The organism is Acinetobacter legionensis (genome assembly GCF_048551735.1).
GTDB lineage: Bacteria > Pseudomonadota > Gammaproteobacteria > Pseudomonadales > Moraxellaceae > Acinetobacter.
Window position 1 is genome coordinate 1 of sequence record NZ_JBIMBV010000089.1, and the last position, 576, is coordinate 576.

Genomic DNA, 576 nt, shown 5'->3' on the forward strand with positions numbered 1-576 from the left:
GTAAATCTACAGTCATTGCAAATCGCGCCAATACTTCACTATCGATTTTGTCAGTTTTATTAAGCTTAGAGATACTTTGAGCAAAATATCGAGTACGGGCTGGGTTAGCCACACAAACTTGAAATTTTAAATCAAATAAAAATTGAGCTAACATTTCATGATAGACGGATGTTGCTTCCATTAAGGCTCTAGTTTCTTCAGCAACAAGACCAAAACGATTTAACCATGATAACAATTGATGAAATCCTTTATTGCTATTGGAAAAGCATTTAGTTTTTATTTTTCCACTAGAGTCATCAAGAAATAAACAACAATCGAATTTAGCTTTAGAAACATCAATGCCAAGATAAAACATAGCTTCACCTAATTATTGATTGAATTAATATTAAAAAACCACAGTCTTTTCTTGTGAATGCAGCATCAAAGTGCTTAGTTACCGTCCAGATTTATGTCAGTGGTTAGGTGTAAATTGTAGGTTTAATCTTTTCAGGAAACTCGAAGTTTTGATGACAAACCAAACTCTACAATTTACGTGTAGTGATAGCTAATCACTACAAAGAACAAGATACAAGATGA

Annotated in this window: 1 protein-coding gene; it reads right to left on the reverse strand. The window is 32.6% G+C overall.

The window, feature by feature from the left end:
* A partial coding sequence (locus tag ACG9ZL_RS21140) for an IS110 family transposase (RefSeq protein ID WP_419361878.1) occupies positions 1-355 on the reverse strand: 355 nt, incomplete at its 3' end.
* Positions 356-576: the final 221 nt, after the last annotated feature.